At 68.2% G+C, this 24,319-nt stretch carries 24 protein-coding genes; 16 read left to right on the top strand and 8 right to left on the bottom strand.

Annotated features, from left to right (window positions below):
* Positions 1–82: 82 nt before the first annotated feature.
* The 4 genes from AC6CHY_RS08325 (at position 83) to AC6CHY_RS08310 (ending at position 4,582) form a co-directional block, all read left to right on the top strand.
* The gene (locus tag AC6CHY_RS08325) at positions 83–1,678 is read left to right on the top strand and encodes a S1C family serine protease (protein WP_498226466.1); all 1,596 of its coding nucleotides are present in this window, start codon (positions 83–85) and stop codon (positions 1,676–1,678) included.
* Between the two features lie 344 nt (positions 1,679–2,022).
* Entirely contained in the window at positions 2,023–2,844 is an 822-nt protein-coding gene (locus AC6CHY_RS08320; protein ID WP_217389920.1) for an electron transfer flavoprotein subunit beta/FixA family protein, read from the top strand.
* A gap of 19 nt (positions 2,845–2,863) precedes the next feature.
* Entirely contained in the window at positions 2,864–3,817 is a 954-nt protein-coding gene (locus AC6CHY_RS08315; RefSeq protein ID WP_498226465.1) for an electron transfer flavoprotein subunit alpha/FixB family protein, read from the top strand.
* Positions 3,818–3,820: 3 nt separating this feature from the next.
* Positions 3,821–4,582 (top strand): PIG-L deacetylase family protein, encoded by a 762-nt coding sequence (locus AC6CHY_RS08310; RefSeq protein ID WP_498226464.1) that lies wholly within the window; start codon positions 3,821–3,823, stop codon positions 4,580–4,582.
* 110 nt (positions 4,583–4,692) lie between these two features.
* Here AC6CHY_RS08310 and AC6CHY_RS08305 read toward each other — a convergent pair whose 3' ends face one another.
* The 5 genes from AC6CHY_RS08305 to folP all read right to left on the bottom strand — a co-directional run bounded on the left by AC6CHY_RS08305 (position 4,693) and on the right by folP (position 8,679).
* Positions 4,693–5,250 carry an anti-sigma factor domain-containing protein gene (locus tag AC6CHY_RS08305; protein WP_336245134.1) on the bottom strand — a complete coding sequence of 186 codons (558 nt, stop codon included), beginning with the start codon at positions 5,248–5,250 and terminating at the stop codon, positions 4,693–4,695.
* A 124-nt stretch (positions 5,251–5,374) separates the two neighbouring features.
* Positions 5,375–5,845 (bottom strand): tRNA (cytidine(34)-2'-O)-methyltransferase, encoded by a 471-nt coding sequence (locus AC6CHY_RS08300; protein ID WP_498226463.1) that lies wholly within the window; start codon positions 5,843–5,845, stop codon positions 5,375–5,377.
* A 96-nt stretch (positions 5,846–5,941) separates the two neighbouring features.
* Positions 5,942–6,865 (bottom strand): J domain-containing protein, encoded by a 924-nt coding sequence (locus tag AC6CHY_RS08295; protein ID WP_498226462.1) that lies wholly within the window; start codon positions 6,863–6,865, stop codon positions 5,942–5,944.
* A gap of 63 nt (positions 6,866–6,928) precedes the next feature.
* Entirely contained in the window at positions 6,929–7,711 is a 783-nt protein-coding gene (locus tag AC6CHY_RS08290) for a dihydrofolate reductase family protein (RefSeq protein WP_498226461.1), read from the bottom strand.
* A complete protein-coding gene (folP, locus tag AC6CHY_RS08285; RefSeq protein WP_217389915.1) occupies positions 7,711–8,679 on the bottom strand; it encodes a dihydropteroate synthase in 969 nt (322 codons plus the stop codon). The genes AC6CHY_RS08290 and folP overlap by 1 nt, the downstream gene beginning before the upstream one ends.
* 133 nt (positions 8,680–8,812) lie before the next feature.
* Here folP and AC6CHY_RS08280 point away from each other — a divergent pair, with 133 nt between their 5' ends.
* The 3 genes from AC6CHY_RS08280 to mnmA all read left to right on the top strand — a co-directional run bounded on the left by AC6CHY_RS08280 (position 8,813) and on the right by mnmA (position 12,184).
* Positions 8,813–9,724 carry a hypothetical protein gene (locus AC6CHY_RS08280; RefSeq protein WP_498226460.1) on the top strand — a complete coding sequence of 304 codons (912 nt, stop codon included), beginning with the start codon at positions 8,813–8,815 and terminating at the stop codon, positions 9,722–9,724.
* A gap of 91 nt (positions 9,725–9,815) precedes the next feature.
* Complete coding sequence (locus tag AC6CHY_RS08275; RefSeq protein WP_498226459.1) at positions 9,816–11,051, top strand: cysteine desulfurase family protein; 1,236 nt, start codon at positions 9,816–9,818, stop codon at positions 11,049–11,051.
* Positions 11,048–12,184, top strand: a complete 1,137-nt coding sequence (gene mnmA, locus AC6CHY_RS08270) for a tRNA 2-thiouridine(34) synthase MnmA (protein WP_498226458.1) — start codon at positions 11,048–11,050, stop codon at positions 12,182–12,184. The genes AC6CHY_RS08275 and mnmA overlap by 4 nt, the downstream gene beginning before the upstream one ends.
* 492 nt (positions 12,185–12,676) lie before the next feature.
* Here mnmA and AC6CHY_RS08265 read toward each other — a convergent pair whose 3' ends face one another.
* A complete protein-coding gene (locus AC6CHY_RS08265) occupies positions 12,677–13,225 on the bottom strand; it encodes a GNAT family N-acetyltransferase (RefSeq protein WP_217389912.1) in 549 nt (182 codons plus the stop codon).
* Positions 13,226–13,581: 356 nt separating this feature from the next.
* On the opposite strand from AC6CHY_RS08265, the gene srmL reads away from it, so the two are divergent.
* The 5 genes from srmL (at position 13,582) to AC6CHY_RS08240 (ending at position 17,362) form a co-directional block, all read left to right on the top strand.
* Positions 13,582–14,700 (top strand): PheS-related mystery ligase SrmL, encoded by a 1,119-nt coding sequence (gene srmL / locus AC6CHY_RS08260; protein ID WP_217389911.1) that lies wholly within the window; start codon positions 13,582–13,584, stop codon positions 14,698–14,700.
* A gap of 149 nt (positions 14,701–14,849) precedes the next feature.
* Positions 14,850–15,338, top strand: a complete 489-nt coding sequence (locus tag AC6CHY_RS08255) for a GNAT family N-acetyltransferase (RefSeq protein WP_498226457.1) — start codon at positions 14,850–14,852, stop codon at positions 15,336–15,338.
* Positions 15,339–15,476: 138 nt separating this feature from the next.
* Positions 15,477–15,857, top strand: a complete 381-nt coding sequence (locus AC6CHY_RS08250; RefSeq protein WP_498226456.1) for a VOC family protein — start codon at positions 15,477–15,479, stop codon at positions 15,855–15,857.
* 263 nt (positions 15,858–16,120) lie between these two features.
* The gene (locus AC6CHY_RS08245) at positions 16,121–16,537 is read left to right on the top strand and encodes a DUF4259 domain-containing protein (protein ID WP_498226455.1); all 417 of its coding nucleotides are present in this window, start codon (positions 16,121–16,123) and stop codon (positions 16,535–16,537) included.
* Between the two features lie 210 nt (positions 16,538–16,747).
* Positions 16,748–17,362, top strand: a complete 615-nt coding sequence (locus AC6CHY_RS08240; protein ID WP_498226454.1) for a dihydrofolate reductase family protein — start codon at positions 16,748–16,750, stop codon at positions 17,360–17,362.
* Between the two features lie 199 nt (positions 17,363–17,561).
* Here AC6CHY_RS08240 and AC6CHY_RS08235 read toward each other — a convergent pair whose 3' ends face one another.
* Positions 17,562–17,744, bottom strand: coding sequence for a hypothetical protein (locus AC6CHY_RS08235; RefSeq protein ID WP_498226453.1), 183 nt, complete (start codon positions 17,742–17,744; stop codon positions 17,562–17,564).
* A 443-nt stretch (positions 17,745–18,187) separates the two neighbouring features.
* A complete protein-coding gene (locus AC6CHY_RS08230) occupies positions 18,188–18,553 on the bottom strand; it encodes a hypothetical protein (RefSeq protein ID WP_217389906.1) in 366 nt (121 codons plus the stop codon).
* A gap of 224 nt (positions 18,554–18,777) precedes the next feature.
* Here AC6CHY_RS08230 and AC6CHY_RS08225 point away from each other — a divergent pair, with 224 nt between their 5' ends.
* The 4 genes from AC6CHY_RS08225 to AC6CHY_RS08210 all read left to right on the top strand — a co-directional run bounded on the left by AC6CHY_RS08225 (position 18,778) and on the right by AC6CHY_RS08210 (position 24,288).
* Positions 18,778–20,415, top strand: a complete 1,638-nt coding sequence (locus tag AC6CHY_RS08225; RefSeq protein WP_498226452.1) for an ABC transporter substrate-binding protein — start codon at positions 18,778–18,780, stop codon at positions 20,413–20,415.
* Between the two features lie 131 nt (positions 20,416–20,546).
* Positions 20,547–21,632, top strand: coding sequence for an ABC transporter permease (locus AC6CHY_RS08220; RefSeq protein WP_217389987.1), 1,086 nt, complete (start codon positions 20,547–20,549; stop codon positions 21,630–21,632).
* A 2-nt stretch (positions 21,633–21,634) separates the two neighbouring features.
* Entirely contained in the window at positions 21,635–22,609 is a 975-nt protein-coding gene (locus tag AC6CHY_RS08215) for an ABC transporter permease (RefSeq protein ID WP_217389904.1), read from the top strand.
* Positions 22,606–24,288, top strand: coding sequence for a dipeptide ABC transporter ATP-binding protein (locus tag AC6CHY_RS08210; protein ID WP_217389903.1), 1,683 nt, complete (start codon positions 22,606–22,608; stop codon positions 24,286–24,288). The genes AC6CHY_RS08215 and AC6CHY_RS08210 overlap by 4 nt, the downstream gene beginning before the upstream one ends.
* Positions 24,289–24,319: the final 31 nt, after the last annotated feature.

Raw genomic sequence — 24,319 nt, 5'->3', positions numbered from 1 at the left:
CTTTTCGCCGCCACAGCCCAAACGGGCATAGTTGATACCAGGAAACGCAGGATTGTCCACCTTCAGGATGGGAAGCAGAGCCATGAGCGAGAACGAGTCAAAGAACCCGGGCACCCCGGCCGACGGCGAATCGCAGCCCGAGTCCGGGGCTGTGCCGCCGCGCCCCGTGGCACCGCCAACCACCCCGGCCAGCGCGCCGGATGCCGCGGCCGAACCACAGGCCCCGGTGGCCAGGATCGACGGTGCAGCCGACCCAACCCAGGCACTGCCGCGCCACACCGGTGCGCCCGGGCAGGAATCCGCGCCCGGCGCGCAACCGCAGCAACCCGCCCAGCAGCCGGCACCGCCACACGCGTGGAACACGCCGCCGGCGCACGCCGACTCGCCCTATGGGACCCCGACTCCCGAGGAACACGCCTCCGCCTTCGCGCTCCCCGTGCCCCCGGCACGGAACAACGCGCCGAAGAAGTTCACCTCCGGCGCCCTGATCGTGGGCATGGTCGCCGCCGCCCTGGTGGGTGCAGGCGGGGCCGTGGGCGCCAACTACGTGATGTCGTCCACCGGATCGACGGTGACCTCGAGCACCCAGACCCCGCAGGGCGACGTGGTCATCAACAACCCGAAGAACGTCACCGCGGTCACCGCGGCCGCTGCCAAGGCCAGCCCCAGCGTCGTGACACTGGACGTCTCGGGATCGGGGTCAGCCGGCTCGGGCTCCGGGATCATCCTGGACACCGCCGGGCACATCCTCACCAACACGCACGTAGTGACCCTCGGCGGCACCACCGGCAGCCCGGCGATCTCGGTGCGCACCTCCGACGGAAAGGTGCACGACGGCACCCTGGTGGGCACAGACCCGCTCTCGGACCTGGCAGTGATCAAGATCGACGCGCAGAACCTGGTTCCGGCCACGCTGGGCGCCTCGGGCACCCTGAACGTGGGCGACACCGCGATTGCCATCGGCGCCCCCCTGGGCCTGAGCGGCACCGTCACCGACGGCATCATCTCCACGCTGAACCGCACCATCTCGGTCGCCTCCTCGGCGGTGCCCAAGGAAGGCGAGGGTGCGGAGAAGGAGGGGAACGGAAACCAGTTCAACTTCGAGTTCCCCGGCGTCCCCGACGAACAGGGTTCCAAGGCCGCGGGCTCGATCTTCATCAACGTGATCCAGACCGATGCCGCCATCAACCACGGCAACTCCGGCGGTGCCCTGGTCGACGTCAACGGCGACATCATCGGCGTGAACGTCGCGATCGCCTCCTCCGGATCCGGCTCCGAGGGCTCCTCGGACAGCGGCTCGATCGGCGTGGGCTTCGCCATCCCGATCGACTACGCCAAGCGCATCGCCAACGACATCATCGCCGACGGCACCGCCTCGCACGGCATGCTCGGCGTCGAGGTCATGGCCAAGCCGGCGACCGTGAAGGACGGCGGATCCTCCTCCTTCAGCGTCGGCGCCGAGGTCAGGAAGGTCGTTGCCGACAGCCCGGCGGCCAAGGCCGGCCTGAGGGAAGGGGACATCATCACCGGGGTCGATGACCGCATCATCTCCGACAGCACCTCGCTGACCGCGGCGATCCGCGAAATCCCCGCGGGCGGCACCGCCGAGATCCACTACACCCGCGGCGGGTCCGAGGCCACGGCGAAGGTGACGGTCGGGGAATCCCCGGCCACCTGATAGCCGGGCGATGCCCCCGCGGGGCCGACACACGGCGCAACACTGCCGGCGACGCCGGGTGACACACGGCGAAATGCTGCGCAACGCGGCGAAATCTGGGCAGGCGCGGCGTGCCGGGGCGGGGATTGACTCTGCTGCCGGCACGCCGCGTTTGCCGCGTCGGTGCCGCGAACCTGGCATGTAACCCGCCGCACGGGGTGCCCGGGCCGTGCCATCGGACGGTGCCGGGCACCGATACGATGGAGTCCGGGAACATGGCCGGTCCCGCCCGCCCCTGGCGGCAACCGGTGCGCACCGGCCGCCGTTTCCCACGCAGATCTGTCCAAGTTTCCAGAAAGGCAGCAATGAGCCAGAACACCGGCACGCCCTTGAACATTCTCGTGTTGGTCAAACACGTTCCCGATGTCCAATTCGAGCGGCACCTGACCGGCCCGGGGCAGCGGCTTGACCGCAAGGATTCCGTCCTGTCGGAACTCGACGAGTACGCCATCGAGGCGGCCCTGGCACTGGCCGAGTCCCGCGGCGGGGACAAGGCCGGCAACACCGTCACGGCCATGACCATGGGGCCGGAGGCGGCGGCAAACGCCGTGAAGAAATCCCTGCAGATGGGGGCGGCCGCGGGCGTGCACATTTGTGATCCGGCGCTGGCCGGTTCCGACGCCGGGGCCACCTCCCTGGTGCTGGCCACCGCCATCAAGCACCTGGGCGGCTTCGACGTGGTGCTCACCGGCATGGCGTCCACCGACGCCGAAACCTCGCTGGTCCCCGCGCAGCTGGCCGAACGCCTGGGCGTGGCGCAGCTGACCAACCTGTCCAAGGTGGAGCTCGCCCCCGGCTCCGGCGTCGTCACCGGCGTGCGCCAGGGCGAGGACGGGGAGCAGACGCTGGAGGCGGAGCTTCCGGTGCTGGTCTCCGTCACCGACCAGGCCAACGAGCCGCGCTACCCGAATTTCCGGGGGATCCTGGCGGCCAAGAAGAAGAAGACCACCACGCTCACGCTCGCCGAGCTCGGCCTGGCCGGGTCTGCCGTTGGCGCCGCCGGGTCCGCGACCCGCGTGCTCGAGGCCGCGCCCCGCCCGCCGCGTGCGGGCGGGCAGGTCATCACCGATTCCGGTGACGCCGGCATCGCGCTGGTGGACTTCCTGGCCGACGCCAAGCTGATCTAGCACCAACAAGGGGAAAAACATGTCGAACATCTTGGTATACATCCACGCCCCCGCCGGCACTCCAAGCAAGGGGCAGCGCGAACTGCTGGCCCTTGCCGCCCGCCTGGGGCAGGCCACCGCGGTGCTGGGCGGTCCTGCCGACGACGCCGCGCTGGCGTCGCTTGCCGCCGCCGGCGCCACCGGCTTCTATGCCGCAGCCGGCGGCCTGGACGCGAGCGGGCTCATTGCCCCCGCCGTCTCGCTGCTGGAGGCCGCGGTGCGCGCCTCCGACGCCGCGGCGGTGCTGCTGCCCAACACCGTCGAGGGACGCGAAATCGCCGCCCGCACCGCCGTGCGCCTTGACGCCGGGGTCATCACCGACGCCATCGACGTCGACGCCGACCTCACCGTGACCAAGCCGGTGCTCGCCGGCAGCTACACCGTCAAGGCGCAGGTGACCCGCGGCCCGGCGCTGATCACGCTGAAGGCCAACAGCGTCGAGCTGCCCGGGGAGCTGCCCGCCGCCGGCGCCGCGGCCCCGGTGCACGAGCTTGAGCTCGGGGACACCGCCGTCGCGGCGCGCATCACCGCCACCGCCGAGCACACCGCCACCGGGCGCCCGGAGCTCTCCGAGGCCCGCTTCGTGGTGGCGGGGGGCCGCGGCGTTGACGGGGACTTCGGCCCCGTCGAGGACCTGGCCGACGCCCTGGGCGCGGCGGTGGGCGCCTCGCGCGCGGCCACCGACGCCGGGTGGATCGACCACTCCGCCCAGGTGGGGCAGACCGGCACGACGGTCTCCCCGCAGCTGTACATCTCCGCCGGCATCTCCGGGGCCATCCAGCAGAAGGCGGGCATGCAGACAGCCAAGACCATCATTGCGGTCAACAAGGACCCCGACGCGCCGGTCTTCGAGATCGCGGACCTGGGCATCGTGGGCGACCTGGCCCAGGTGCTGCCGCAGGCCGCCGCCGAAATCCGCCGGCGCAAGGGCTAGGGCGTGGGACAGGGTTTGTTTGATCCGGCCGTGCACCGGGTGCAGCGGGTGCTGTGCTTCGGCGCGCACCCCGACGACCTGGACTTCGGGGCCTCGGGCACCGTGGCGGCGTGGACCGCGGCGGGCGTGCAGGTCGAGTACTGCATCATGACCGACGGGGACGCCGGCGGCTTCGACGCGCGCACCGCGGCGGAGATCACCGCCACCCGGCATGCCGAGCAGCGTGCCGCCGCGGCCCTGGTGGGCGTTGACACCGTGCACTTCCTGGGGGAGGCCGACGGCTTCCTGGAGCCGAACCACCGGGTCATGAAGCAGGTCGTCGCGCTGATCCGCGCGCTGCGCCCGGACGTGGTGCTGGCCATGCACCCGGAACGCAACTGGGAGCGGATCCAGCGCTCGCACCCCGACCACCTGGCGTGCGGGGAGGCGGTGACCCGCGCGATCTACCCGGCGGTGGAGAACCCCTTCTCCTACCCGGAGCTGCTGGAGCAGGGCCTGGCGGCGTACAAGCTGCCGTGGCTGTGGCTCTACGGGGCGCCGGCGGAGCGGGAGAACCACCGGGTGGAAATCACCCAGGTGTTCGAGAAGAAGCTTGCGGCGCTGCGCCAGCACCTGAGCCAGCACCCCGACGTGCCGGCCATGGAGCGCTACGTGCGCGCCCAGTCCGAGGCCCAGGGCGCGGCGGCGGGCCTTGCCCCCGGCGCCCTGGCCGAGGCCTTCCACGTGGTCGCGGTCAACGCCGCCGACACCATCGCCGGCTTCTAGCCGGCGGACCGGGCCCCGGGCCATTCCGGCGGCATACGACCGTGGGCCGGTCTCCCTCCAAGGGGAGACCGGCCCACGGTCGTATGCGGCGCGGGGGCGCCGGAACTGCGCTACTTGGCCTCGGGGAGGTCGAGGACCGCGAGCGGCTCGGTGCTCGGGGCGGTGCTGCTGCCGTCGGCCGGCTCCAGCGAGACCATCACCGAGCCGATCTTCCCGACGCCGTTGAAGCCCTCCCGGATGGGATCCTCGTCGGGCAGCACGTTGGCCAGCAGGGTGGGCCTGTCGGTGGAGGCCTCGATGAGCCACACCGCGTAGGTTTCGCTGGCTTCCAGGCGCGGCAGGTCGGTCAGTTCGACCATGCCGGCGTCGGCCTTGGCCGAGGTGGTGAGCACGGCGTGCCCGCCGTCCTCCAGATCCGCCTGCGCGACAACCTGGTCGGAGGCGCGCTCGACCTTGGAGACGTAGTTGGTCGGAATCAGGTTCACCAGCCCGGCGACGAGCCCGATGACGACCACGGCCAGGGCCGCGACCACGAACATCCAGCGCTTCAGCGGGCGCCGGGCCGGGCGCTCGGCCTGGGTGGAAACCTGGTCGACGAGGTCCATGCCGAGGTTCTCGTCGTTCTCGTCGCCGCGGTGCGCGGGGATGGAGGGATCGATGCCGGTCATGAGGGTTGCCGTCCTTTGGAAATCGAGTTGGGTGGCCGGGGAAGGCCACGTGTAAGCATAGGCCAGAAGCCTAGGTGTTTCTTGTGTGCCGGCCGGGTCTCGGCTGCCCGGCGAGGGGCGGCGCCTAGCGCGCGGCGGTGCCGGCGAATCCGTGCTGGCGCCAGGCCTCGTACACGGCGATGGAGGCCGAGTTGGCCAGGTTCAGCGAGCGGCGGGCCTCCAGCATGGGCAGGCGCACCGTGGCGGTGACGTGGGCATCTGCCTTGACCTCGGCGGGCAGGCCGACGGACTCGGGGCCGAAGAGCAGCACGTCGCCCGGCTCGTAGGAAACGTCCGTGTACATCGTCTCGCCCTCGGAGGTGAACGCGAAGACACGGGTGGGGGCCAGTGCCTCCCAGGCGGAGGCCAGGTCCTTGTGGACGGTCACGACGGCAAGGTCGTGGTAGTCAAGGCCGGCGCGGCGCAGCTTCGAGTCCTCGAAGTCGAAGCCCAGCGGCTCGACGAGGTGCAACTGCGCGCCGGTGACCGCGGCCAGGCGGATGGCGTTGCCGGTATTGCCGGGAATTTCGGGAGTGTAAAAAAGGATTCGGAACACGCACACCAGTTTACGGTGCGCGGGGCCCGCCGCCGGCAGCGGGCCCGTCCGTGGCGCGGCCCGCCCGCCCCGCGCGGGGCGCGGGGGCGCACGCGGCTAGTACATTCCGCCCAGCAGGCGGGCCAAAATCGTGCGATCCACCACATGCGGGGCCGGCCCGGTGCCCAGGAACATCTTCATTTCGCGCACCAGGTTGATGGCGTTGACGACGTTCAGCACGTTCATGGGCCCGGGTTCGCCGCCGCGGGCGTAGTCGATGACCGGTTCGTGCAGGTTCCCGTCCGGGGACAGGATGACCGTCCACCCCGTGACGTTCAGCTCGGGGAACAGGCGCTGCATGTCGTGCACCAGCGGCGCGATGCGCGGCGGGTCGATGTGCTTGCCGTCACGCAGCAGCGAGGCCCCGTCCCAGCGGTACACGCCCTTGGGCAGCATCATGGAGTGGATCAGCGCCAGCCGGTAGCCGCCGAGCAGGACATGGTCGATGTAGCCGCCGCCCGGGGCGTGCAGCCCGTTGACCAGGCGCGTGGAGGGCAGCGAGGGCAGCACCTGGCGGGTCAGCAATTGCACGGTGCGGTTCTCGCGGGCCAGGCGGGCCTGGGCGCCGAAGATCCCGCGCTTGCGCGGGGTGCCGTGCACCTGGCGGACGGAGGTCGCCCGGTCCACGGCACCGGGGTCCTCGAGGCCCGGCACATAGACGGTGGCGTCGGTTGCCGCGGGGCGGCTGCCGCCGGTCTCGAAGCGCATCGAGCCACCGCCGGCCGCGCCGCCGGGGCCGGGGGCGGGCGCATTGCCGCGCAGGTAGCTTGATTCGGTGCCGTAGCTGCGGTCGTACCGGGTGCGGGCCGCCGGGTCGATGAGGGTCTCGTAGGCCAGCGTGGCGCGGGCAAAGTCCTGGGCGTTTCCGCCGTGGTCCGGATGCGTCAGCCGGGCCGCGCGGCGGTAGGCCGACTTGATCTCGGTGGCGCTGGCGGTGGGGGCAACGCCCAGTACCTCATAGTGGGTTTGCCGCTGGGCCACGTGGCTGCCTTTCGGATCGGGGAGCAGGCATCGATGCGCGATGTTGCTCAAGCGATCCTACCGTTAGCCGGTGGGTGTTGGCCCGTCCCGCCCGGTGCCGGAATCGGGGCGGCGGTATTCCGCCAGCAGGCTGCCCTCCTCCTCGAACAAGAGGCGAAGCGCCATTTCCCGGGGCACGTCGGCGGGGGTGCCGCGGGAAATCCGGCGCGAGTCCCCGGCCACCAGCAGGGGGGAGTAGGTCACGCAGAGGCTGTCCACGGCATCCGCCCGCTGGAAGTCGCCAAGGAGCGTGGGCCCGCCCTCGGAGTGGATCACGCGCAGCCCCCTGCCGTGCAGCGTCTCGATGATCCACCGGGGGTCGATGGCGGTACTCGGTGCGTCGGCGGCGATGACCTCGGCCACCGCGCCCAGGGCCGCTGCCCGTCCGCTGTCCGCGGCGCCCGAGGTGAGCACCAGGATCTGGCCGGGGTTCGCAGTGAAGAGCTCGCCGTCGGGGTCCAGGTCAAGGCTCCCGGAGACCACCGCCAGCACCGGGCGCTCGGCCATGCCGCGCTCCAGGCGCCAGGCCCGCGAGGCCGCATCGAGCAGCTCCCCGTCGTAGCCTTCGGCCCGCACGGTTCCGGCACCGACCAGGATCACGTCGGCGGACCGGCGCAGCAGCATGAACACGCGCTTGTCCGCCCGGGCGCCCAGGCCACCGGAGAGGCCGCCGAGCGTCGCGGCCCCGTCGATCGAGGAGACGAAGTTGAAGCGGACGAACGGGTCGGTGCCAGACGGGGGCGCGTAGGAGCGAAGCACGCCGGCGTCGTCGAGGTCCGGGGCCGGGTCCGGCAGCAGGCGGCGCATCAGGCCCCTTCCCGGGCGGCCGGGCGCCCGGAGCCCAGGCGGGCCGAAGCGGGGCCGGGGTGGGCCGGGGGATTGACGTCGCCCATGTTGTGCACCAGATAGGCCGGCTCGCGCCAGCCCATCGCGGCCTCGAGCATCCGGATGGTGGAGACGGACTCGGGGATGTTGTGCATGCGGATGATCCGCGCCCCGTTCATGATGCACATGGTGGCCGCCGCCATGGAGCCCGCGGTGCGTTCGGACTTGGGCAGGTCCAGTGACTCGCCGATGAAGTCCTTGTTGGAGACCGCCGCGAGGCTCGGGTATCCCAGTGCTGCGATGGCCTCGAACCCGGCGGTGATGGCCAGGGTGTGCAGCGTGTTCTTGTTCAGGTCGTGCCCGGGGTCCACGATGATCTTCTCCTCGGCGATTCCCAGGGAGCGGGCGAAGTCGACCTTCCGGCGCAGGTAGGCGGTGACCTCGGCCACCACGTCGTCATAGGTCGGCCGCGGGTAGACGGTGCGCGGTGCGGCCAGCGAATGGGTGATGACCAGGTGGGCCCCTGCCTCGGCCACGACCCGCCCGAGCTCCGGGTTGCTCAGGCCGGTGGTGTCGTTGATGACGTCCGCGCCCGCCGCCATGGCGGCGGAGGCGACCTCGGGCAGGAACGTGTCGGCGGAGATGATCACGTTGCTTTGCGCGCGCACCGCCTTGATGACGGGGACGATCCGCTGCGCCTCCTCCTGCCAGGACAGGGCGGGCCCGGGGGAGAAGGGAACCCCGCCGATGTCGATCCAGTCGGCACCGGCCTCGACTGCCTCCAGGGCCGCGTCCACCGCGGAGCCCAGGGCGAAGGTCGCCCCGGAGTCGTAGAAGCTGTCCGGGGTGCGGTTGATGATCGCCATCAACGCGACCTGCGTGTTGAAATCGATGCTGCGGTGCGCAAAGCGGTGGACCGGATGGCGAAGTGCGGGTAGGTACATGCTCATGCGGGCTCCTTGCAATGATCTGTTAGATCATTCATACCAGTTTTAGAAGGCTTTGGGAGGGCACAACGGAGTCCCGGCGGCGGCTCCGGGCCACCGGGCGCGCCACGGGCGCGGGCTTGGGTACCCTGTACTAATGACTTTGAACTTCGTCGCCCCCGATGCCGGCGCATGGATAGTGCAGGCCCTGCAGGAACAAGGCCGGGACGCGGACACCGCAAACCTGGTGGCCGGGCAGGTGCCGCGCGGTTTCGCCGCCTACGTGCGGATCTTCCACCCGGCCATGGGCCCGGACGGGCAGCCCGTGCGCTGGGATGCGATCGCCAAGCGGCGCGGCAGCACCATGCACGCCCTGGCGCAGTTCGCCGCACTCTCCGGGATCGGCGAGGACGGGGTGCCGCTGGCGGAGGACTCCTGGGAGGGCGAGGCACCGGGCTGGGACGGCCTGGGTGCCAACGAATTGCGCGCCATCGCCCCGGTGCTCGCGGCGCACACGGGTACCCCCGGTGAAATCCACCTGGCGCTGTGGAACGGCCTGGCGTTCATCCACGGCGGGGACCAGGTCGAGGTCGTGATCGAGGAGGACCCCGCACTGGGCGAGGAGGAGAACGCGCGGCGCACCGCGGAGCTCGCCGCCCAGGCGAAGGCCCCGGCATTCTCCGACGAGATCAGGAATGCCCCGACGCTGCAGATCGGCTCCGGCTACCGCTCCTTCTACGTCTTCCGCGGCGATGGGCAGGATTTGGCCAGCCCGCTGTGGGCACGGACCTCCCAGGGCGAACAGCGCCAGTCGCCCAACCTGGCCTGGCCGGCGGACCGTGCCTGGCTGATGTCCACGGAGCTGTATGAGGACTCCACCATCGTCGGAGGCAGCCGCGGGCTGATCGACGCCCTGCTGGCCTGCCCCGGCATCGAGGCCTGGGAAGTCGACGCCGACTCCCGGCTCGATGCGGCGGGGGACACCCGCAACGAGCTGCCCGCGCCCGACACCGAACCCTTCGACCCGGAGGAACTGGCGGGGGAGTACTTCCAGGGGGAAGGGAACTAACTTTCCCTCCGGGACGTGCACCGTTGGGCGGGCGGGGAGCTGTGAGCAATCACTCCGCCCGCCCAACCGGCAACAGGGCTAGAATTGTTCGGTGTCCACGAGCCCCATTTACCTAGACCACGCAGCCACGACACCCATGTCCGGCCCCGCGCTCGCCGCCATGACCCATGAGCTGGCGCAGACCGGCAACCCCTCCTCGCTGCACGGCGCCGGCCGCCGCGCCCACCGCGTCACCGAGGAGGCCCGCGAACGGCTGGCCGCCGCCGCCGGGGCGCACCCCTCGGAGGTCGTTTTCACCTCCGGCGGCACCGAATCGGACAACCTCGCCCTCAAGGGCCTGTACTGGAACCGGAACGCCGCGGACCCCGCGCGCACCCGCATCATTTGTTCGGTCATCGAGCACCACGCGGTCCTTGACACCGTGGAGTGGCTCCAGGCCCATGAGGGGGCGGAGGTCACCTGGCTGCCGGTGGATGCCGACGGCGTCATCGACCTCGCCGCGCTCGAATGCGAAATTGCGAAAAACCCCCGCGACATCGCCCTGGTCACCGTCATGTGGGCGAACAACGAGGTCGGCAGCGTCCAGCCCGTGGCCAAGGTTGTTGCGCTCGCCGACGCCCACGGCATTCCGGTGCACTCCGACGCGGTCCAGGCCTTCACCTCGGTGCCCACCGACTTTGCCGGCTCCGGGCTGGCCACCATGGCCGTCTCCGGGCACAAGATCGGCGGGCCGGTGGGAATCGGCGCCCTCTTCGTGCGCCGCGACGTGGTGCTCACCCCCGTCCAGCACGGCGGCGGGCACGAACGCGCCCTGCGCTCGGGCACGCTGAATGCAGCTGCCGCAGCCGGGTTCGCCGCCGCGGCCACGCAGGCCGCGGCAAACCTTGAGGCAGAGTCCGAGCGCCTGGCCACGCTGCGCGACACCCTCATCGAGGGAGTGCGCCAGCTGGTCCCCGAGGCCGTGTTCAACGGCACCGCGGACCCCGGGCACGCGGGCACCCGGCTGCCGGGAAACGCGCACTTCACCTTCCCGGGCTGCGAGGGCGACTCGCTGCTCTTCGTGCTGGACATGCTCGGGATCCATTCCTCCACCGGCTCGGCCTGCACCGCCGGGGTGCCGCGGCCCTCGCACGTGTTGCTGGCCATGGGCCGGGACGAGGCGACGGCACGTGGCGCACAACGCTTCACGCTCGGGCATACAACCGGCGCCGCCGACGTTGGGAAATTGGTGGCCGCATTGCCCGAGGCATACGCGCGCGCCAAAAAGGCCGGCATGGCCGCACAAGTCAGCAGCATCCAAACGGCAGGGACAGGGTTCACACGATGAAGGTTTTGGCAGCAATGAGCGGCGGGGTCGACTCCGCGGTCGCGGCGGCACGCGCGGTCGAGGCAGGCCACGAGGTCGTCGGCGTGCACCTGGCCCTTTCCCGCATGCCCGGCACCCTGCGCACCGGGTCCCGCGGCTGTTGCACCGTGGAGGACTCCAACGACGCCTGGCGCGCCTGCGACGTGCTCGGCATCCCCTACTACGTGTGGGACTTCTCCGAGCGCTTCAAGGAGGACGTGGTCGACGACTTCATCGCCGAGTACGAGGCCGGGCGCACCCCCAACCCGTGCATGCGCTGCAACGAGCGGATCAAGTTCGCCGCGCTGCTGGAAAAGGCCATCGCGCTGGGCTTCGACGCGGTCTGCACCGGGCACTATGCCAAGGTGATCCGCGATTCCGAGGGCAACCCGGAGCTGCACCGCGCCGCCGACTGGGCCAAGGACCAGTCCTACGTGCTGGGCGTGCTCACCCGTGAGCAGCTGGAGCACTGCATCTTCCCGCTGGCCGACACCCCCTCGAAGGCCGAGGTCCGCGCCGAGGCCGAGGCCCGCGGGCTCTCGGTGGCCAACAAGCCCGACAGCCACGACATCTGCTTCATCCCCGACGGGGACACCCGCGGCTGGCTGGCCGAGCGCATCGACATGGAACCCGGTGCCATCGTCGACCAGGAGGGCAAGGCCCTGGGCGAGCACGAGGGCGCCCACGCTTTCACCGTCGGACAGCGCAAGGGCCTGAAGCTGGGCACCCCGGCCGCCGACGGCAAGCCGCGCTTCGTGCTCGAGATCCGGCCCAAGGAAAACAAGGTCATCGTCGGCCCCGAGGCCCTGCTGGCGGTCGACGAGCTGCGCGGCATCCGGATCTCCTGGGCCGGGCTGCCGATCGCCGACGCGGCAGCAGGCACCGAGTTCGACTGCATGGTCCAGGTTCGCGCGCACGGGGACCCGGTCGATGCCCGCGCCCGCGTCGAGGCGCAGGAAGACGGCAGCAATGTCCTGGTGGCCACGCTCATCGAGCCGATGCGCGGCGTCGCCCCGGGCCAGACCATGGTGATCTACCAGGGCACCCGCGTGCTGGGCCAGGCCACCATCGACTCGGCCCGCTCCACCGCCTGGGACCCGAGCCTGGTCTCCTGAACGGTATTGCCATCCGGGAAGCCGCCAAGTCCCGGGGGACCGTCCATGGCGGCAAATTGAACGAGGCGGCATACAGCCATCGGCCCCCGAATGGCGTTCGGCCTGGCGCCGTAATCCTTCCCGATTGGAACACGGCAACTTTCCGCCGATGAGTTGTGCCCCGGCATCACGTTCATGGTGCTGGGGCTCCCACGGGGTGCCCATCGGTGTCATTCGACTTCGGAGTTCGTTGGCCGAATGAGCCAGTGCCGCAACCAACTCCTCATGGCCCTTGAGTCATCCGATGCCGGAAAATCACGCGTGATGTCGATCTGGTCCAGGATCAAGGCCGCCGGGCACCCAGCTGTGTCGGTGCCCATCCGGTGAAGATTCCCCAAACCGAGGACCCTGCGCGCCGTCCGGAACGTGACCAGTCCGCCGCAGGGGGACCGGCAGCACGGCCGCCAGGGACATCGCCATGGTCGGCATCCGACCCCCGGGAAACAAGGGCAACTACGCGCTGTGCCCGGAATCGGGACGGGTGGGGTCACCCAAGGCAAACTGTCCTGCTCGACCTAGTTCGAGCGAGTAGCGGGTTCCCGGTTGACCGTCGAGACTTGCCGGGTCGGCTTGGCCGGCGGCCAGGAACCCTGCCTTGGTCAGGACTTTCCGGGACGCCGGATTCCGGGTGGCGGCAACTGCCCTGAGTGCGCGTAGGCCATGCGATTCAGCTGCCAGTCGGCAGACTTCACGAACGGCGGCTGTCGCCACACCCCGTCCTGTCTCCCGTTCGGCGACGCGGTAGCCGAGTTCTGCAATGCCGTCGCCAATGAACTCCAGATTGAATCGCCCCAAGACATGGCCTTCCCCGTCGACGAGCAGGTAGAAGGCGCCGTCTCCGGCGTTTTGTTCCTCCAGCAAAGTCTGGAGCCGGTGGTCGAAATCTTCGAAGTACGCATCGCCCCGGTCGGGGACCCGGGCAGCGAAGAAGGCGCGGTTGGCCAGCTCAAAGGCCAGGACGGCCGGAAAATGTTCGGCTCGCAGGAGCTGCAATGTGGGCACGTTGCAACCCTACTCCGTTGCAATGATCCCGTGGCGGTGCTTCGCGCACCAGACCCCGACCCGCTAAATGGCCGCGCGCAGCAGCCACCGACTGCCGACGCGGACTCTGCCCAAGACACCACTTGCCGGGCCGGACGCAAACACCGTCGCACATGCGCTTGCCTTCAGCGCATGGCCAGGTGTTCCTTGGACCGGGACGGGCAGCCTGTTAGCCTTGGCGATATGCGTACCCCACAGCGATTTACCAGCCCCCGACCGGTTACCGGTCGCGAGGGCTTCGTGGCGCGCGCCTAAGTCCTGGCGGCGGAGCGGATCGGGGGATTGTTCACCGATCCAAACCCCACCAAGGACTTCCCATGACAACGTATCTCTCCGCGAACGAACTTCACGACGCCCTGACACTGCGCGACCTCTCGGATCCTGCACATGGTCCGCACGCCATGCAAGAGCTGCTGGGGCAATGCACAAGCGTTCTCGCCCATGGTTGGGGCGTGCCTGCCAGGATGGTGCGAGACAGTCCGCTGGTTTCGGTCACCGACAACTACGACAATCTGGGATTCGCCCCGTCGACGGTGACCCGCGACCAAAGGTATTCACGATATGTGAGCCCCTCGGTCATGCTCAGGAGCCACACCTCGGCGTCGGTCCCCTCGCTGTTGCGGAATCTACCGCGATCCATCTCCATGGACGACCTGGTGGTCATGCCCGGACTGGTGTACCGCCGGGACGCCATTGACCGTACCCACGTCGGCACACCCCACCAGGTTGACCTCTGGCGGATATCTTCATCCACCGCACTGACGCCGGACGACCTGGAATCGATGGTCGCCGTGCTTGTCGACGCGGTCCTGCCCGGGGCCAAATGGCGCACGGTGCCGGCCGTTCACCCGTACACGACCAAGGGGATGCAAGTGGATGTCCTGGTCGGAAGCGAATGGTTGGAACTTGCCGAATGCGGCATGATGGCGCCCCGTTTGTTCACCGATGCGGGACTCGACCCGGAACGGTGGTCGGGCCTTGCCCTGGGAATGGGCCTGGACCGGGCCTTGATGCTGCGCAAGGGCATCCCGGACATACGTCTGCTGCGCGCCCGGGACCAGCGCATCGGATCCCAAATGCTCCATCTGGAACCGTGGCAACCTGTCTCGCTGCTTCCTTCGATCCGGCGCGACATCTCCATCGTCGTCCCGAAATCCTTCGACGAGGAAGTCCTGGGCGACGAAGTCCGCCGGGCGCTGGGGACCCGGTCGGATGACCTGGAATCCGTTGAGTTGCTGGGGCTGACCGACTACGAGGACCTGCCCGAGGCGGCCCGGGAGCGACTGCAGCTGGACCCCGGGCAAGCCAACGCCCTGGTTCGCATAACACTCCGGCCAATCGAAAGGACCCTCACCGCCCTGGAGGCCAACCTCATGCGCGACGACATCTACAGGGCGCTCCACCGGGGCAGTGTCATGGAGCTCATCGCGGAATAGCGCGGCATGGTCGCGGTCGGCGGCAACCAGCGGGCCTGCCGCGGCCAACAGCCGCCAACCGAAATGCGCCGGATGCTCCGGACGGATTCGGCCATCGCCCGGGTGCTTGATAGCTTGGCCAGGAGCCCGCCATCGCCGAAAGAGATCCAATGCCGCAAACCCCTTCGATCACCCTCCAGCCGTTCCAGGCGGCCGACGCGGCATTTTTCGCGTCCATGGCCTCCGACGAGAGGGTGACCCGCTTCATCGGGGACGGGCGGCCGTGGGACCGGCAAATCACCCAGGACCGCATCCGCGCAGCCCTGCGACAGGACCCACCACATCGCGCGGGAGCTTCCCGCTGGTTCCTGGCGAAGGAGGCAGGCGAACCAGTCGGCATCGTGGTGTCCACCCGCACGGAGGAGGGCGTCGAGATCGGATACTGGGTGTCGCCGGATTGCTGGGGACGCGGCATTGCCGGGGCCATGGTCGATGGAGCGCTGACCACGATCCCCGAGGTCTACGAAACCCGGGAACTCTTCGCCCGCGTGGACCCGGCCAACACGGCCTCGTCCAGGCTTCTCACCCGCCGCGGCTTCCAGCGTAAATCCCACCAGCGCGGGTTGGACAGGTACGCACTGGAACTTCCCAAGCCATAGCATCAGGCACGCGGTAGCGGGCCGTCGTTGCCACGCCTGCAACCCTCACCCTCCGCCGGCAGGTGGCCACGGGCCTGGGGGAAAATCCTGAGTCGGAGGGTCTGCCCAGGGCCGCACCTTGTGGTCTACTGTGGTCCCATGTCCAGTCGCATAGCCGCCATTGCCATCGATGCGATCCGGCCACGGGTCGTGGCCGAGTTCTGGTGCGCTGTCCTCGACTGGCAGCTTGTCGACGAAGACAGCGACGGAATCAGCATCGCGCCGCGCGACAAGGCATGGCCCTCCATCGATGTGTTCGCGGTGCCCGAGGGCAAGAGCGTGAAAAACCGGCTGCATTTCGACCTGCGGGCGGACGGCCTGTCCACCGCCGAGGAGCTCGAGCGCCTGCTTGCCCTGGGTGCCAGGCGCACGGACGTGGGCCAGGGCGAAGGAGTCAGCTGGGTCGTCCTGTGCGATCCCGAGGGCAACGAATTCTGCCTGCTGTCGCGCACCGTGCAGGATGTTAAAAACCTGGACTAGGATCCGGGGCAACCTCGAGCGCGCGGGGCGCAGGCGGCCGGTCGTCGGCGCTCCCCGAAGACCCAACGCTCCCGCCAGGGGAACCTGCGCGGCGGCGCGGGCCGGGGCGAAGGTTCGCTCGAAAGGCCGGGCATCGGGGATCCTCCGGTCCTGATGGCTGGTTGATTGTTTCGCCAGTAGTCCATTGGCATTGGGTCGTGTGAATGACAGAATCGCAACGTGGCTGAATATGGTCGGCCGAAGTCGAATCAGGAGAATTTCTTATGGGCGCTTGGGACACATCGGTCTTTGGAAACGATGATGCCGCTGACTTCATTTACGAATTTGACGACGCCAACACCGCTGCCAAGGTTGCGCCGATTTTGGAGCAAGCCCTCGACACGGTACTCAACGCGGCACCCGAGGTCGAGGCCTCGGACGGCGCGGTGGGCCTGGCGGCCGCTGCACTCGTGGTTTCGTGGAATGAACCGGAGCTGTTGGGAACGGACGGTGGCAGCGCCCCGGAGCCATGGCCGCGATCATCGGACCCGCTGCCCGAACACCTGAATGCCAAGGCGGCAGGTGCCCTGGACCGCATGGGCAATGCGGATGGGAATGAGCTGGCCGGGCTGTGGGCCGAGGCGGGAGAGTCCGCCGAATTCGAGGCCGAGCTCCTCCGCTGGCGGTCACGTTTGCCTTAGGCGATGTGGTGGTGAGGCGGCTCTGGCGCCCCGAAAGAAGGCTGCCCGAGCCGCTCGAGTTCGGCGCGCTTCGTTGGAACAAGGGCGTGCAGGCGCACCCTGCGGTCCATCCCCGGAAACAAGCACGACCTGTTGTCGAATCGAACTGCCGGTCGGATACTGGCTGCAGGGTAGGGATGGACACCGCGCGAATGCCGAGGAGACGGAATCATGGGTGAACTGCACGTCAACATGAACATCACACTCGATGGGGTGATCCAGGCCAACGGCGGCCCCAACGAACAAGACGGGGACTTCGAATACGCCGGCTGGGAACGACCGTTTTGGGACCGGGAGTCGTCAGACCTGCTGGAACTCGATGTCCAGGCATCGGACGCGCTGTTGCTGGGCCGCACGACGTACGACATCTTCCGCGGGTACTGGCCCGGTGCGACCGACGAAATCGGCGAGGTTTTCAATCGGGTGCCTAAATATGTGGCATCCCGCGGCACCCCGGAGCTGACCTGGGCCACCAGCACCCAGATCACCGATGCCGCCGAGGACGTTCGTGACCTGCGGCAACGGCATGAGCAGATCCACACGTGGGGAAGCGCGAATCTACTGCAGACCCTGTTTAGCGAGGGCCTGGTAGATCGAGTGAACCTGTGGATGTGCCCGGTCGTGATCGGGGAAGGCAAGCGGCTTTTTCCTGCGGGCACCACTCCCAGCCGCTTCGAATTGGTCGAGCCGCCGAAAGCCTTCAGAAGCGGGGTCATGCTGCTTCGCTACCGGCGCCTGGAGGGGCCTCCTGAGACGGGAAACGCGGCCGACGCCACAGGCGCCTAGACAGGACCAAGTCGCCGAAAGGCGAGGCTTGCGCGAACCGATCCCTCGGCATCCTGTATTCCGCGGGCTGCACGGGAACCCCGTGCTTCGGGTTTGCCTACCCCCGTTTGCCCCACCCCGGGGCGAGGGAGGCTCCGGCTGACGTGACGCAAAAAATGTGGGTTCACTTCCGCAGGGTGTTCCTCGCGGGGAAATACGGTCAATTCCAGCCCTTGCCGCGATCGATGTTCTTCCGCGCTTCCCTTAGCGCACGTGCGGTATCAGGATCCCTGCCCTGAATATCGTTTGCCCGCCTATCAATGTTTCGCCAGGCCCCAAACAAGAACGGCAACAGGCAAAGAACGATAATCCCTAGAATGATCAAAACGGAGACGAAGTCCATGGACGGTTCTCTCCCGAAGCTCGTAGGGCAACTGAGGATATAACTGGCGATCACTGTGAGGATCGCCCTTTAAGGCTACTCCTGCAATGCGTTGGCCAACAGAGAATTCGCGGTGTCCTTGAAGCACCCAGCGAATCGACGCAGCACCGTGAATGGCGTCGATGTACGCGTGAAGGGCTCGCCTGTTCCGATGCGCCTCTGAATCGTCGCCCGACCTGGAATCAGCAGGCGGATGCGCCGTCCATCGACGGATGCACCTACACCGGTTCGAAGCATCCGTCGGTGGTCGGCCTTGGGTGGAATGGGTGGCATCGGTTCCTGACGGCGCACCCGGTGGAACCTATTCGCATTCGCGTGCTGCATCCCACATGAAAACGTCCCGCCCGCCGGCCGCGGAAAGCGGCGGGCAGACGGAACGTTGGAAACCTTGTGGGTGCGGCTAGCTAGGCCTTCGCCTCGTCGACGATCCCGTACATGCGCGGGGTGATGTCCGGGTATTCCAGGCGCGTCTTGCCCGCCTCGAGCCGTGGCAGCTGGGCCGGGCCGTGCTCGGCGCAGTGCACGAAGTCGAATTCAGGCCACCACTTCTTGGGTCGTTCGGCCTCGGTGAAACCGCAAACGGCGCAGGTCAGATGCACCCACACGGCGCGCTTGCCCGTGCGGTTGGCGCGCGACTGGATCAGCCAAGCCGGGGGATTGGCGTTCAATTCGGCGAATGCGGCTTCGCTTAGGCGTGGCGGAATGCCGTGCCGCTTGGCCATTTCCATGGGGATATCCAACGCAATCGCAGCGTCTCTTCGTGTCATCATCGTGCTTAACCCTAGGCCACTTCGCCGCGGCCCGGGGACGGGAGGGGCGGCGGCCAGGGGGCGGTGGCGCCGCGGGGCGCGATTGAGTGGGGACCTGGTTGCATTTTCATTTCAATTCGGTCGAATGCCGCAGGCAATGGCGCTTAGTGACGACGATCACCTAAGCTGTGTGAAGCATGTGTTTTCTATCACCTCGCATGCTCGCTGACAGATAAGGAATGCTCATGGCCCGCAAGAAAAACGGGATGCGCCTCGCCGCAGCCGTTATCGGCATCTCCGCCCTGGCCCTGACCGGTTGCACCGGTCCGGCCGAAACTCCAGGCGCCGGCACCGGAGGCGAATCCGCCCCAGCCAGCGGCCCGATCACCGTGGGAACCACGGACAAGGTCACCTCGCTCGACCCTGCAGGATCCTACGACAACGGTTCGTTCATGGTCATGAACCAGGTCTTCCCGTTCCTGCTCAACTCCGTGCCCGGTTCGGCGGACCCGGTAAACGACATTGCCGAATCGGCCGAGTTCACCACGCCAACCGAATACACCGTCAAGCTCAAGGCGGACCTGAAATGGGCCAACGGCACGGCCCTTGACTCCAAGGACGTCAAGCACACGTTCGACCGCCAGGTGAAGATCGCCGATCCCAACGGGCCGTCCTCGCTCCTGGGCAACCTCGACAGCGTGTCGGCCCCGGACGCCACCACCGTGGTGTTCAAGCTCAAGAGCGGCAACGACCAGACCTTCCCGCAGGTGCTCACCAGCCCCGTGGGCCCGATTGTCGACGACGAGGTCTTCCCCGCCGACAAGGTCATCCCGGACGAGGACATCGTCGCCGGCAAGGCCTTCCACGGACCGTACACGATTGAAAGCTACGCCAAGAACTCGCTGGTTTCCTTCAAGCCGTATGAAGGATACAAGGGCCTGCTGGGGGCGCCGGCGAACAACGCCGCCAACATCAAGTACTACGCGGATTCGAACAACCTCAAGCTGGACGTGCAGCAGGGCAACATCGACGTCGCCTGGCGCGCACTTTCATCCACCGACGTGGAAGACCTGGGCAAGGACTCCAAGGTCAAGGTCCTCACCGGACCGGGCGGCGAGCTGCGGTACATCGTCTTCAACTTCGACATCATGCCGTTCGGTGCCAAGACCGATGACGCCGACCCGGCGAAGTCCCTTGCCGTCCGCCAGGCGGCCGCCAACCTCGTTGACCGCGAGGCGATCGCCACCGGCGTCTACAAGGGCACCTACCTCCCGGCGTACTCCTACGTGCCGCAGGGCTTCACCGGGGCCATTGAGCCGCTCAAGGAAATGTACGGGGAAGACGGCAAGCCGTCACCGGACAAGGCCAAGGCGGTCCTCGAGGCGGCAGGCGTCAGCACCCCGGTCGACCTGAAGCTCCAGTACAACCCGGACCACTACGGACCGAGCTCGGGCGACGAATACGCGTTGGTGAAGAGCCAGCTGGAAAAGGGCGGCCTGTTCAAGGTGGACCTGCAGTCCACCGAATGGGTGACCTACCAGAAGTCGCGCGTCACCGACTACCCGTCGTACCAGCTGGGCTGGTACCCGGACTACTCGGATGCGGACAACTACCTGAGCCCGTTCTTCGCCAAGAACAACTTCCTGGGCAATGCCTACGACAACAAGGAAGTCGACACGTTGATCAACGAGCAGCGCGTGGAAACGGACGCGGCCAAGCGCACCGCCCTGATCGAGGAAATCCAGACCAAGGTCGCCGGCGACCTGTCCACCCTGCCGCTGTTGCAGGGTGCCCAGGTTGCCGTCGCGGGAGCCAGCGTCACCGGCGTCGAGAAGACCCTCGACCCGTCCTTCAAGTTCCGCCTGGGCGTCATCTCCAAGTAGGCAGACACCCGTCGGGATCCACCGACACCCCGGCCCCGGTTCCCCTCCGTCGGAGGGGAGCCGGGGCGGGCCATGTCGGGGCCCGCCACCCATAGCCCCAAACTAGCTAGGATGCACCATTCATGGCCATCATGACCGATCTTGCCGAAGCCGAGTCGCCACAACCGACACCGGTGGCAACGGCTACCAAGGCAGGAGGCAGCTTTGTACGTTACCTCGTCACTCGCTTCCTGCTGATTTTCCCCACCATCTTCATCCTGGTGACGCTCGTCTTCTTCCTGATGCGCGTCACCGGCGACCCGATCACCGCCGCCCTCGGCGGCCGCCTAACCCCCGACCAGCTGGCCGAGCGCATCGCCGCCGCCGGCTACGACCGCCCGGTCCTCGTCCAGTACTTCGAGTACCTCGGGCAGGTTTTCACCGGCAACTTCGGCCGGACGCTCACCGACAACCGCGCCGTCACCGAGGTGCTGGCCACCTACGGGGCGGCCACCGCCGAGCTGGCCTTCAATTCGCTCGTGATCGCCCTGCTGATCGGCATCCCCTTCGGACTGCTCTCGGCCAAGCTGCGCGACCGCTGGCCCGACGCGATCCTGCGCGTCTTCGCGATCCTGTGCTACGCCACCCCGGTGTTCTTCGCCGGGCTGTTGCTCAAGCTCATCTTCGGGGTGTGGCTCGGCTGGCTGCCGATTGCCGGGCGGGCGGGCATCAATGCCGAACTCGCGCTAACTTCCCTGGAGCAGCCCAGCGGCATCTTCCTGCTTGACGCGCTGCGCTCGGGGAACATGGCTGCGGCCTCCGACGTCATCCAGCACGCAATCCTGCCCGCCGTTGCCCTGGGCCTGCTCACCGCCGGGGTGTTCCTGCGCCTGGTGCGCACCAACGTCATCGGCACCCTGGGGCGCGACTACGTGGAAGCAGGTCGCTCCCGCGGCGTCTCCGAATACCGGCTGCTCACCAAGCACGCCTACCGCCCTGCATTGATCCCCATCATCACGGTCATGGGCCTGCAGATCGCATTGCTGCTCGGAGGCGCGGTGCTCACCGAGACCACCTTCGAGTGGAAGGGGCTGGGCTTCATGTTGGCCGAGTACCTCACGGCCCGTGACTTCGTGGCCGTGCAGGGCATTGTGGTGCTGCTGGCGGTCATCGTCGCGGTCACCAACTTCATCGTGGACATCATTGCCGCGCTCATCGACCCCCGAGTGAGGTTCTAGCCATGGCCACCACAACCCCCACGGCCCTCGGGGCCAGGAAGCCGCTGTGGACGCGCCTGCCGATCGTCTCCCACTACCGGATGAGCGCCGGGCTGCAGCGCGGGATGCTGGTGGCGGGACTGGTCCTGTCCGCAGTCTTCCTGCTCACCGCACTTCTCGCCCCGGTGCTGGCACCCTTCGGATTCTCACAGCTCTCCGACGCGCAGGGCAATTTCCCCACCCAGGAGCCGCCGGGCGATAAATTCCTGTGGGGCACCACCGTCAGCGGATTCGACGTGTATTCGCGCACCCTCTGGGGAGCGCAGACCGCCGTCGCCGTGATCGTTGTCGCCGTGGTCTTCTCCATCTTCCTCGGCGTGATCCTGGGCCTGATCTCCGGGTACATCGGCGGCTGGCTGGATCGGGTGCTGGTGGTGCTGGCCGACGCCATTTACGCCTTCCCCTCGCTGCTGCTGGCCATCGTGATGTCCATCGTGATCTCCCAAGGCCAATCGAGTCTGTGGGGCGGAATCATGGCAGCGGCGATCTCCATCACCGTGGTCTTCATCCCGCAGTACTTCCGCGTGATCCGAGCCGAAACAGTGCGGCTGAAGGCCGAGCCCTTCGTTGAATCCGCCAAGGTCGTCGGCGCCTCCAACGTGCGGATCATGGCCAAGCACATTTTCCGCAACGCCACCCGCTCGCTGCCGCTGATCTTCACGCTCAACGCCTCCGAGGCACTGCTGACCCTGGCGGGCCTGGGATTCCTGGGATTCGGCATCGAACCGACCAAGGCCGCCGAATGGGGCTTTGACCTGAATCGCGCCCTGAGCGACGCCAGCAGCGGCATCTGGTGGACCGGGGTCTTCCCGGGCGCCGCCATCGTGCTCACGGTGCTCGGGCTGACCCTGGTGGGCGAATCCATGAACGACCTGGCAGACCCGCGCCTGCGGATGCGCCGAAAAGCAAAGCGTCGCGGCGGAAAGGCCACAGCATGAACGCACACCGCAGGGACGTGATCGGCCGCGCCGACGGCACCGTCCTGGAAATCAAGGACCTCGAGGTCACCTTCACCACCGACGCCGGCGAGGTTCCGGCCGTGCGCGGGGTCGGCTTCGAGGTGGCCGCCGGGGAGGTCGTCGCCGTGGTCGGCGAATCCGGCTCCGGCAAGTCGGTGACGGCCCGCACCATCCTGGGGCTGCTCGCCGAGACCGCGGTCGCCCGCGGGGCCGTGGTGCTCAAGGGCAGCAACATGCTCACCCTGGGCGCCCGCGAGCTGCGCGCCGTGCGCGGGGACGAGGTCTCCATGGTGTTTCAGGAGCCCTCCACCGCGCTGAACCCGGTGTACACCGTGGGCTGGCAGATCGCCGAGGGCATCCGCGCCCACGGCAAGGTCGGGCGCAAGGAGGCCAAGGCCCGCGCCATCGAGGTGCTGCGCAAGGTCGGCATCCCGGAACCGGAGAAGCGGGTGAACTACTACCCGCACCAGTTCTCCGGCGGGCAGAAGCAGCGCGTCATCATCGCCGCGGCCCTGGCCCTGAACCCGGCACTGATCGTCGCCGACGAGCCGACCACGGCGCTGGATGTCACGGTGCAGGCCGAGATCCTGGAGCTGCTGCGCGAGGTGCGCGACGACTTCAACACCGGGATCGTGCTGATTACCCACAACATGGGCGTGGTCGCGGACCTGGCCGACCGCGTGGTGGTGATGTACCAAGGCAAGATCGTGGAGAGTGCGCCGAGCTCGGAGCTCTTCGCCGCCCCGCGCGAGGACTACACCAAGGCGCTGCTGGCCGCGGTGCCGCACCTGGGCCGGCACTCGGCTTCCGAGGGCATGGTCGAGCGCTCCGGCCAGGGCAAGGAGGTGCTGGTCGAGGCGAGGAACCTGTCCATCGTCTATCCCGGGCGCCTGGGCACGCCATCGTTCACCGCCGTCGACGATGTCTCCCTGCACATCTGTGCCGGGGAGGTCTACGGGCTGGTGGGCGAATCCGGCTCCGGGAAGACCACCATCGGACGCGCCATTGCGGGGCTGAACAAGGTCAGCGCCGGCTCGCTGAAGGTCTTCGGCTACGAGATGCTCGATTTCAGGGAGCGCACCTTCAAGAAGCTGCGCCAGGACATCGGGTTCGTGTTCCAGGACCCGGCGGCCAGCTTCAATCCGCAGCTGAGCATCGGCGAGTGCGTCGCCGAGCCGCTGCTGGTGCACAAGGCGCTCGATGCCCGTGCCGCCCGCAGGCGGGTCGACGAGCTGCTCGAGGCGGTGCAGCTGCCGGCTGCCTTCGCCGCCCGCTTCCCGCACGAGCTCTCCGGCGGCCAGCGCCAGCGCGCCTCGCTGGCCCGGGCGCTGGCGCTGGACCCGAAGCTGCTGATCGCCGACGAGCCGACCAGTGCGCTGGACGTCTCGGTGCAGGCCAAGGTGCTGGAGCTGTTCAAGGAGCTGCAGGCCGAACTTGGCTTTGCGGCCCTGTTCATCTCCCACGACCTGGCAGTGGTTGACATGCTCTCGACCTGGGTGGGGGTGCTCTACCGCGGCAAGCTCGTCGAGGAGGGCATCGGCAACCAAGTCATGGGCGACCCGCAGCACCCGTACACCCGCCGGCTGATCGCCTCGCTGCCGGTGCCCGACCCGGTGGAGCAGGCGCTGCGCCGCGAGGCATTCCTCAAGGCGGTATAGGCAGGAAAGTGGCCCGCAGGGCACTGAAACG

This window comes from Paeniglutamicibacter sp. GQ140 (assembly GCF_059759235.1).
Note: the sequence above shows the minus strand (reverse complement) of the source record. Positions and strands in the feature narration are given on the sequence as shown.

What these genes read in the sequence shown, in the direction of transcription:
- AC6CHY_RS08325 (WP_498226466.1), top strand. Translation starts at nt 83, where the DNA reads ATGAGCGAGAACGAGTCAAAGAACCCGGGCACCCCGGCCGACGGCGAA.
- AC6CHY_RS08320 (WP_217389920.1), top strand. Translation starts at nt 2,023, where the DNA reads ATGAGCCAGAACACCGGCACGCCCTTGAACATTCTCGTGTTGGTCAAA.
- AC6CHY_RS08315 (WP_498226465.1), top strand. Translation starts at nt 2,864, where the DNA reads ATGTCGAACATCTTGGTATACATCCACGCCCCCGCCGGCACTCCAAGC.
- AC6CHY_RS08305 (WP_336245134.1), bottom strand. Translation starts at nt 5,250, where the DNA reads ATGACCGGCATCGATCCCTCCATCCCCGCGCACCGCGGCGACGAGAAC.
- AC6CHY_RS08290 (WP_498226461.1), bottom strand. Translation starts at nt 7,711, where the DNA reads ATGCGCCGCCTGCTGCCGGACCCGGCCCCGGACCTCGACGACGCCGGC.
- folP (WP_217389915.1), bottom strand. Translation starts at nt 8,679, where the DNA reads ATGAGCATGTACCTACCCGCACTTCGCCATCCGGTCCACCGCTTTGCG.
- AC6CHY_RS08280 (WP_498226460.1), top strand. Translation starts at nt 8,813, where the DNA reads ATGACTTTGAACTTCGTCGCCCCCGATGCCGGCGCATGGATAGTGCAG.
- mnmA (WP_498226458.1), top strand. Translation starts at nt 11,048, where the DNA reads ATGAAGGTTTTGGCAGCAATGAGCGGCGGGGTCGACTCCGCGGTCGCG.
- srmL (WP_217389911.1), top strand. Translation starts at nt 13,582, where the DNA reads ATGACAACGTATCTCTCCGCGAACGAACTTCACGACGCCCTGACACTG.
- AC6CHY_RS08255 (WP_498226457.1), top strand. Translation starts at nt 14,850, where the DNA reads ATGCCGCAAACCCCTTCGATCACCCTCCAGCCGTTCCAGGCGGCCGAC.
- AC6CHY_RS08250 (WP_498226456.1), top strand. Translation starts at nt 15,477, where the DNA reads ATGTCCAGTCGCATAGCCGCCATTGCCATCGATGCGATCCGGCCACGG.
- AC6CHY_RS08245 (WP_498226455.1), top strand. Translation starts at nt 16,121, where the DNA reads ATGGGCGCTTGGGACACATCGGTCTTTGGAAACGATGATGCCGCTGAC.
- AC6CHY_RS08240 (WP_498226454.1), top strand. Translation starts at nt 16,748, where the DNA reads ATGGGTGAACTGCACGTCAACATGAACATCACACTCGATGGGGTGATC.
- AC6CHY_RS08235 (WP_498226453.1), bottom strand. Translation starts at nt 17,744, where the DNA reads ATGGACTTCGTCTCCGTTTTGATCATTCTAGGGATTATCGTTCTTTGC.
- AC6CHY_RS08230 (WP_217389906.1), bottom strand. Translation starts at nt 18,553, where the DNA reads ATGATGACACGAAGAGACGCTGCGATTGCGTTGGATATCCCCATGGAA.
- AC6CHY_RS08225 (WP_498226452.1), top strand. Translation starts at nt 18,778, where the DNA reads ATGGCCCGCAAGAAAAACGGGATGCGCCTCGCCGCAGCCGTTATCGGC.
- AC6CHY_RS08220 (WP_217389987.1), top strand. Translation starts at nt 20,547, where the DNA reads ATGACCGATCTTGCCGAAGCCGAGTCGCCACAACCGACACCGGTGGCA.
- AC6CHY_RS08215 (WP_217389904.1), top strand. Translation starts at nt 21,635, where the DNA reads ATGGCCACCACAACCCCCACGGCCCTCGGGGCCAGGAAGCCGCTGTGG.
- AC6CHY_RS08210 (WP_217389903.1), top strand. Translation starts at nt 22,606, where the DNA reads ATGAACGCACACCGCAGGGACGTGATCGGCCGCGCCGACGGCACCGTC.